Genomic DNA, 6693 nt, shown 5'->3' with positions numbered 1-6693 from the left:
GTATGGCACCGGCTTTGCCGGTGTTCGCGGCTGAAGCCGCTCCCACAAGGTAGATTGCGCCAGCGTTCAGATTTTGTGGAAGACAGTTGCTCCCACAGTGATTGCGCCAGTTTTGAAATCTTATAGAAGACAGTTGCTCCCTCGGTGTGGGTTGCGCCAACTTCCAGCTTTTAGGCAAAACAGCTGCCTTCAAAGAGGCACCGATACCCGCTTAATGGGGTTTGATATCCACACGCTGTAGTGCCCGCCGTTCATACAGGGGGTACAGGTGGCTGACACTGCGGATCAGCTCGTACCGGGCCAGGCGGATGCTGGCGAACCGTTCAGGGATTGGGGTGCGGATCACCTCGGTCATGTCATCCCCGCGCTCGGCACCCTCGCGCATCAGCCCATCCAGCCAGCCCAGGTAATCACGCATCTGCTCCAAGGGCTGCGGATCGCTGGCCAGCGGCCCATGGCCCGGCACCAACTGCTTCCAGGGCAGCGCCTGCAAGGTGTCCAGGTCGTGCAGCCAGGTGTCCAGCCCGGGGCTGTTGGGTGTGGTCAAGGCGCGTTGATAAAACACCAGGTCACCCGCAAACAACACACCGGTGGTTTCATCGAAAATCGCCAGGTCGGCACCGGTGTGGCCTGCCAGCCCCAGCAGGCGCAAGCGGTGCCCACCCACAGTATGCAGCCCTGGTTCCAGCACGTGTGTCGGCAGCACCACTTCGGTGCCGCGCATCCAGTCCCCGACCAGCCGATACATGTTCTCGGCCATGGCATCGCCCTGCTGGCGCAGCAGTTCAGTGGTGCCCGCCAAGGCCCTGATGGGCACGTCGGCAAAGGCCTGATTGCCCAGCACATGGTCGGGGTGATGATGGGTCAGCAACACCTCGACCACAGATTTGTCGGTAATGCTGGCAATGGCCTGGCGCAGCGCCTCGCCATAACGCTTCGAGGGCCCGGTGTCGATGACCACAACGCCGTTGTCAGTGACGATGAAGGCCGTGTTCACCACGTTGCCGCCATTGTCCTTGGCAAAATTGTCGGTACTGCCCTCCAGCAGCCAGGTGCCCTCGGCGATCTGCCGGGGTGCCAGCCGGTATTGCAGGTCGGCCAGGGCGGGCAAGCCCAGGCCCACCAGCAGCAATAACATCCAACGCATGACGGCTTCCCCCGTTAGTCATAAGCCAGGCATGGCATCACGGCACAGCGGCCTCGAAGCGGTTGCCGCTGTTGTCCTGCAATACCAACCGGGTCAGCCCGTGACCCTGCAGATCAAAGCCCAGGTTGGGGTTCTCGCTCACCGCCGGGTACAGCGCCAGCGTGGCAAGAACCTGGCCCTCGGCGCCCTGCAACTCGGCATGGTCGATGAAGAATTCAGGGATGCCACTGACCAGCCCGTTGTCCATCGGGTGCGCCACCTGCACCCGCAGACGGTCGCCGGCCCCACGCGGGTAACGCCCGCCCAGCACTTCACCCAGGTGCTCCTCCCAGCCGGGTTGCGTGCGCACCACGCTGGGCGCTGTACAGCCGCCGCCGGCGGCGTCGATCAGGGTCGAGCCCACATGCCAGGTACCGTCGCGGGTGAGTACCGCCGCGCGTAACGGCGTTGCCTGCTCGATGCGGATACGGATGGACAGCCACGGCAGCACGCCCGGGCCGGGTTCGAAGTCGACGATGCGGGGCAAGGGGTTGAGCTCGGCCCAGGCGATGATCCGCACCACCTCCGCACCCAGCGCCCGGGCGTCGATTTCCAGCGGCACCTGGCGGGCATCTTCGGCAAATGGCGGCGCCAGGAGCTTGACCCGCTCATCGAAGACAAACGCGCCCTGCCCCAGCAGTTGCTTGTGGTAAAAGGCCCACATCACCGAAGGCACCGGGTCGGCGTTGCCGCGGCTGTCGCCCGCCATGGCGGGGCTCGCCAGCCAGCACAGCAGCAGTGTGGGCAGCAGCCCGGCCAGGCGCATGGCCGTCACTCCTCGACGTGAACGCTGTCGAGGTAGGTACGCACGGCCCACAGGGCTTCCTGGCTCAGGTAGTCAGCCATTTTTGGCATGTACACCCGGCCATCGCGCACGGCGCCGTTGCGCACGCGCTCCACAAACCATTCGTCCCCGGCATCACCGGCGTCGAGCATGCGCAGGTCCGGGGCGATGCCACCGGATTTCGCCTCCAGGCCATGGCAGGCCGCGCAATTCTGGTTGTAGGCAGAAGCGCCGATCTCCACCGCCCTGTCGTGCTCGGGGGAGGTGCGGTACGGGTTGGCCATGGCCCAGCCGTTATCGTCGAGGGTGGCGCCGGTATCCTTCACCGGGGTCAGGCCCTTGGTCTCCACGGCCTCGGGCACCACATTGCCATGGGCCCAGGCCGTTCCGGCCACCAGCGCGCCGACCAACAGGCCTGAAGCAAGCACGACGTTGCGTTTGGTTTTCATTGTTATGCCCTCACGGTTGCACGCAAAGCCTCAACCACAGAGGCCGTGCCGCCATACTAGAAACCGCCCTGCAAGGCCCGAATGCTGCTTTGGTGGCCGCGGCCTCGTCCGTTGGTAGTAGGGCTTGTGGCGAAGGGCCAAAAGAGGTGGGCAATGGGAAGTTTTCCCGTGTTCACCGGGACTTTCTCCCTATGCCCAGGCCTCACGCAGGACCACCCTGTGCTGGCCAAAACTCCACAGGGAATTGCAACCATGACAACAAGATCGCTACCCGCCCCTTCCCCCCTGGCCCTGAGCGTGCGGGCCCTGTTGCTGGCCGGGAGCCTGGCCATGGGGACAGCGGCCACGGCGGCCAACCCACCCGCGGCACCTGCCACCAAGAACGTGACCTGGGAAGACATCGCCAACGACCACCTCACCACCACCGATGTGCTGCAGTACGGCATGGGCACCAATGCCCAGCGCTGGAGCCCACTGGCCCAGGTGAACGACAAGAACGTGTTCAAGCTGACGCCGGCCTGGTCGTACTCGTTCGGCGACGAAAAGCAGCGCGGCCAGGAGTCCCAGGCCATCGTCAGCGACGGCGTGGTGTACGTCACCGGTTCGTATTCGCGGGTGTTCGCCCTCGACGCCAAGACCGGCAAGCGCCTGTGGACCTACAACCACCGCCTGCCAGACAACATCCGCCCGTGCTGTGACGTGGTCAACCGCGGCGCCGCCATCTACGGCGACAAGATCTACTTCGGCACGCTGGATGCCCGCGTCATCGCGCTGAACAAGAACACCGGCAAGGTGGTCTGGAACAAGAAGTTCGGCGACCACAGCGCCGGCTACACCATGACCGGCGCACCGGTGCTCATCAAGGACAAGACCAGCGGCAAGGTGCTGCTGATCCACGGCAGTTCCGGGGATGAGTTCGGGGTGGTGGGCCAGCTGTTCGCCCGCGACCCGGAAACCGGCGAAGAAGTGTGGATGCGGCCCTTCGTCGAAGGCCACATGGGCCGCCTGAACGGCAAGGACAGCACCCCGACCGGTGACGTCAAGGCGCCCTCCTGGCCCGACGACCCCACCACCGAGACCGGCAAGGTTGAAGCCTGGAGCCATGGCGGCGGTGCACCGTGGCAAAGCGCAAGCTTCGATGCCGAGACCAATACCATCATCGTCGGCGCCGGCAACCCCGGCCCCTGGAATACCTGGGCGCGGACCTCCAAGGATGGCAACCCGCACGACTTCGACAGCCTCTACACCTCTGGCCAGGTGGGCGTGGACCCCAGCACCGGCGAGGTGAAATGGTTCTACCAGCACACCCCTAACGATGCCTGGGACTTCTCTGGCAACAACGAGCTGGTGCTGTTCGACTACAAGGACAAGGACGGCAAGGTGGTGAAGGCCACCGGCCACGCCGACCGCAACGGTTTTTTCTACGTGGTGGACCGCAACAACGGCAAACTGCAGAACGCCTTCCCCTTCGTCGACAACATCACCTGGGCCAGCCACATCGACCTGAAGACCGGCCGCCCGGTGGAAAACCCCGGCCAGCGCCCAGCCAAACCGCTGCCGGGTGAAACCAAAGGCAAGCCGGTCGAGGTTTCGCCACCGTTCCTGGGTGGCAAGAACTGGAACCCCATGGCCTACAGCCAGGACACCGGCCTGTTCTACATCCCCGGCAACCAGTGGAAAGAGGAATACTGGACCGAGGAAGTGAACTACAAGAAGGGCTCGGCCTACCTGGGCATGGGCTTCCGCATCAAGCGCATGTATGAGGACCACGTCGGCACGCTGCGCGCCATGGACCCCACCACTGGCAAGCTGGTGTGGGAACACAAGGAGCACCTGCCGCTGTGGGCTGGGGTGCTGGCGACCAAGGGCAACCTGGTGTTCACCGGCACCGGCGACGGCTTCTTCAAAGCCTTCGACGCCAAGACCGGCAAGGAACTGTGGAAATTCCAGACCGGCAGCGGCATCGTCTCGCCGCCCATCACCTGGGAACAGGATGGCGAGCAGTACATCGGCGTTACCGTGGGCTACGGCGGCGCGGTGCCACTGTGGGGTGGCGACATGGCCGAGCTGACCAAGCCCGTGGCACAAGGTGGGTCGTTCTGGGTGTTCAAGATTCCGAGTTGGGATAACAAGACCGCGCAGCGTTGACCCTGCCGGGGGCGGGCTTGCCTGCCCCCGTCATGCCTCTACAAGCCAGGAGACCTCGACCATGAACTACCTGCCACTCGCCCTGCTGCTGGCCCTGAGCCCCGCTTTCGCCACCCAGGCGGACGACGACGGTGGCGATGAACCGTTGGTGATCAACGGCTGCGTGATCGCCGAAGCCAGCCAGTGCCCAGGTGCAAACCTGCGCGGCGCCAAACTGGCCAACCAGGATATGCGCAAGATGAACCTGGCCGGTGCAGACCTGCGTGATGCCGACCTGCGCCATACCCGGCTGGACCTCGCCAACCTGGAAAAAGCCCGCCTGCAAGGCGCCAACCTGACCCGCGCCAGCCTGCAGCAGAGCAACCTGCGCCTGGCCGACCTCAGCGGCGCACGCTTGATGGCCGTGCAGGGCTGGGGCCTGTTCGCCCAGGGCGCGCAGTTCGAGAAAGCCGACCTGAGCGCGGCCTACCTGCAGTTCGCGCGGTTGACCGGCGCCAAGATGCAGCAAGCCAACCTGCAGGCCGCCGACCTGGAAATGGCCTGGTTGAGCAAAACCGACCTACAGGGTGCCCACCTCAACGATGCCAACCTGCAGGAGGCCAAGCTCGGCCAAAGCAACCTCGCCCGCGCCGACCTCACCGGTGCCCGCCAGCACTATGGCAACTTCCAGGATGCCGACATGGAAGGCTGCAGCGGCTGCCCCGACAGTTGGGACCATTGAGCCCCGTCAACCGGCAAGCCTCACCACGCCCAGCTGTATCCCCAGGTGCACCAGTTCTGCATGGGAGCTGACCTGCAGTTTGCTCTTGAGCAATGTGAGGTGGTTGGAAACGGTCTTGGTGCTGATGCACAGCTGGCCTGCGATGGACCGCGTCGGCGTGCCGTTGGCCAGCATCATGAAGATCTCCAGTTCCCGTTGGGTCATGCGCTGCAACCGTGGGTCCTGGGCGCTTGGCTGGGAGGCGCAGGCCAGTTGCGTGGCCAGCGGCTGCTCGATGTAGGCGTGCCCGGCCATGACCCGCTGCACGGCCTCGACCAGTACGTGCGGGTCGGCCTGCTTGGTCACATAACCCATTGCGCCCGCATCCAGCACTTGCCGCACGATCAGGGGTTCGTCGTGCAGGCTGAAAAACAGCACCCGCAACTGAGGCAGGCGTTGGCGCAGGCGGCGCAGGGTTTCCAGGCCGCTGATGCCCGGCAGGCCAAAGTCCATGATGACCAGGTTGGGCACCTGCTCATGCACCCGGGCCAGCGCCTCTTCACCATTGGCCGCTTCGCGCACCTGCAGCGCGGGGAACGCTGCGAGCAGCAGGCTGGCATAGCCACGGCGGACCACAGCGTGGTCATCTACCAGCACGATATTCATGGCGACACTCCTGCGCGGCTTTTTGGCCATCGTAGGGCCGCCCGGCCGGGTGTTGGCTACTACTTTGGTACTGCCCGGGCCGTCTGATCGTCGCATTCACAATTGCGCAGCCCTGGCATGTAATGGCGCTATAACAAGAAGGATCTGACCATGCCACGTGCCCTGCCCCGGCTGCCATGCCTCCTGCTGGCCGCCGCCTCGTCATGCCTCTCGCCGGGCGGCGCCCACGCCGAAACGCCCGCGCTGTTTACGCCCGATGGCTACCGCGCCACCTTGTACCGCAGCCCTACGCCCCAGGAGGTTGCAGGCGGCACAGTGATCGACACCGCCACCTTGCAGCACTTGCTGAACCAACAGCCACGCCCTGTGCTGATCGACGTCTACCGCCGCCAGTGGCTCCAGGGCCGCTTCATCGAGGACGAGCCCCACGCCAACCTGCCGGGCAGCCTGTGGCTGGCCAACACGGGCGATGGGCAGCTGACGCCGGCCTGGCAGGCCTATTTCGCTCACAACCTGCAACGGGCCACCGCCGGCCAGGCTGAGCAACCGCTGGTGTTCTATTGCCGGTCCGATTGCTGGCTGAGCTGGAACGCGGTAAAACGCGCTGCAGGGCTGGGGTACAGCACGCTCTATTGGTACCGCGACGGCCTGGATGCGTGGCAGCAGGCCGATTTGCCCGTGCAACCCGCGCAACCTGTGCCGTTCCCTTGAAACTGCCGCCATGCCAGAGCGTGCCAGGGCCATCCAATAACAAAAAGGT

The 6693-nt window shown here is 64.8% G+C and carries 7 protein-coding genes; 3 read left to right on the top strand and 4 right to left on the bottom strand.

Annotated elements, in window-relative coordinates:
• Positions 1 to 211 precede the first annotated feature (211 nt).
• The 3 genes from IAE36_RS18230 to pedF form a co-directional block, all read right to left on the bottom strand.
• Entirely contained in the window at positions 212 to 1147 is a 936-nt protein-coding gene (locus IAE36_RS18230) for a quinoprotein relay system zinc metallohydrolase 1 (protein WP_201213890.1), read from the bottom strand.
• Between the two features lie 37 nt (positions 1148 to 1184).
• Complete coding sequence (locus tag IAE36_RS18225; protein WP_042141091.1) at positions 1185 to 1895, bottom strand: quinoprotein dehydrogenase-associated SoxYZ-like carrier; 711 nt, start codon at positions 1893 to 1895, stop codon at positions 1185 to 1187.
• Between the two features lie 62 nt (positions 1896 to 1957).
• Positions 1958 to 2419 (bottom strand): cytochrome c-550 PedF, encoded by a 462-nt coding sequence (pedF, locus tag IAE36_RS18220; RefSeq protein ID WP_201213888.1) that lies wholly within the window; start codon positions 2417 to 2419, stop codon positions 1958 to 1960.
• A gap of 252 nt (positions 2420 to 2671) precedes the next feature.
• Here pedF and exaA point away from each other — a divergent pair, with 252 nt between their 5' ends.
• A complete protein-coding gene (gene exaA, locus IAE36_RS18215) occupies positions 2672 to 4567 on the top strand; it encodes a quinoprotein ethanol dehydrogenase (RefSeq protein WP_201213887.1) in 1896 nt (631 codons plus the stop codon).
• A gap of 61 nt (positions 4568 to 4628) precedes the next feature.
• Complete coding sequence (locus tag IAE36_RS18210) at positions 4629 to 5288, top strand: pentapeptide repeat-containing protein (protein ID WP_201213886.1); 660 nt, start codon at positions 4629 to 4631, stop codon at positions 5286 to 5288.
• Positions 5289 to 5294: 6 nt separating this feature from the next.
• On the opposite strand, the gene IAE36_RS18205 is transcribed toward IAE36_RS18210, so the two are convergent.
• Complete coding sequence (locus IAE36_RS18205; RefSeq protein ID WP_028634290.1) at positions 5295 to 5933, bottom strand: response regulator; 639 nt, start codon at positions 5931 to 5933, stop codon at positions 5295 to 5297.
• A gap of 150 nt (positions 5934 to 6083) precedes the next feature.
• Between IAE36_RS18205 and IAE36_RS18200 the strand changes: the two genes are divergently transcribed.
• Positions 6084 to 6644 (top strand): PQQ-dependent catabolism-associated CXXCW motif protein, encoded by a 561-nt coding sequence (locus tag IAE36_RS18200; protein ID WP_201213885.1) that lies wholly within the window; start codon positions 6084 to 6086, stop codon positions 6642 to 6644.
• The last annotated feature ends 49 nt before the right edge of the window (positions 6645 to 6693 follow it).

It is taken from the genome of Pseudomonas sp. S36, assembly GCF_016647875.1.
Lineage (GTDB): Bacteria > Pseudomonadota > Gammaproteobacteria > Pseudomonadales > Pseudomonadaceae > Aquipseudomonas > Aquipseudomonas parafulva.
Note: the sequence above shows the minus strand (reverse complement) of the source record. Positions and strands in the feature narration are given on the sequence as shown.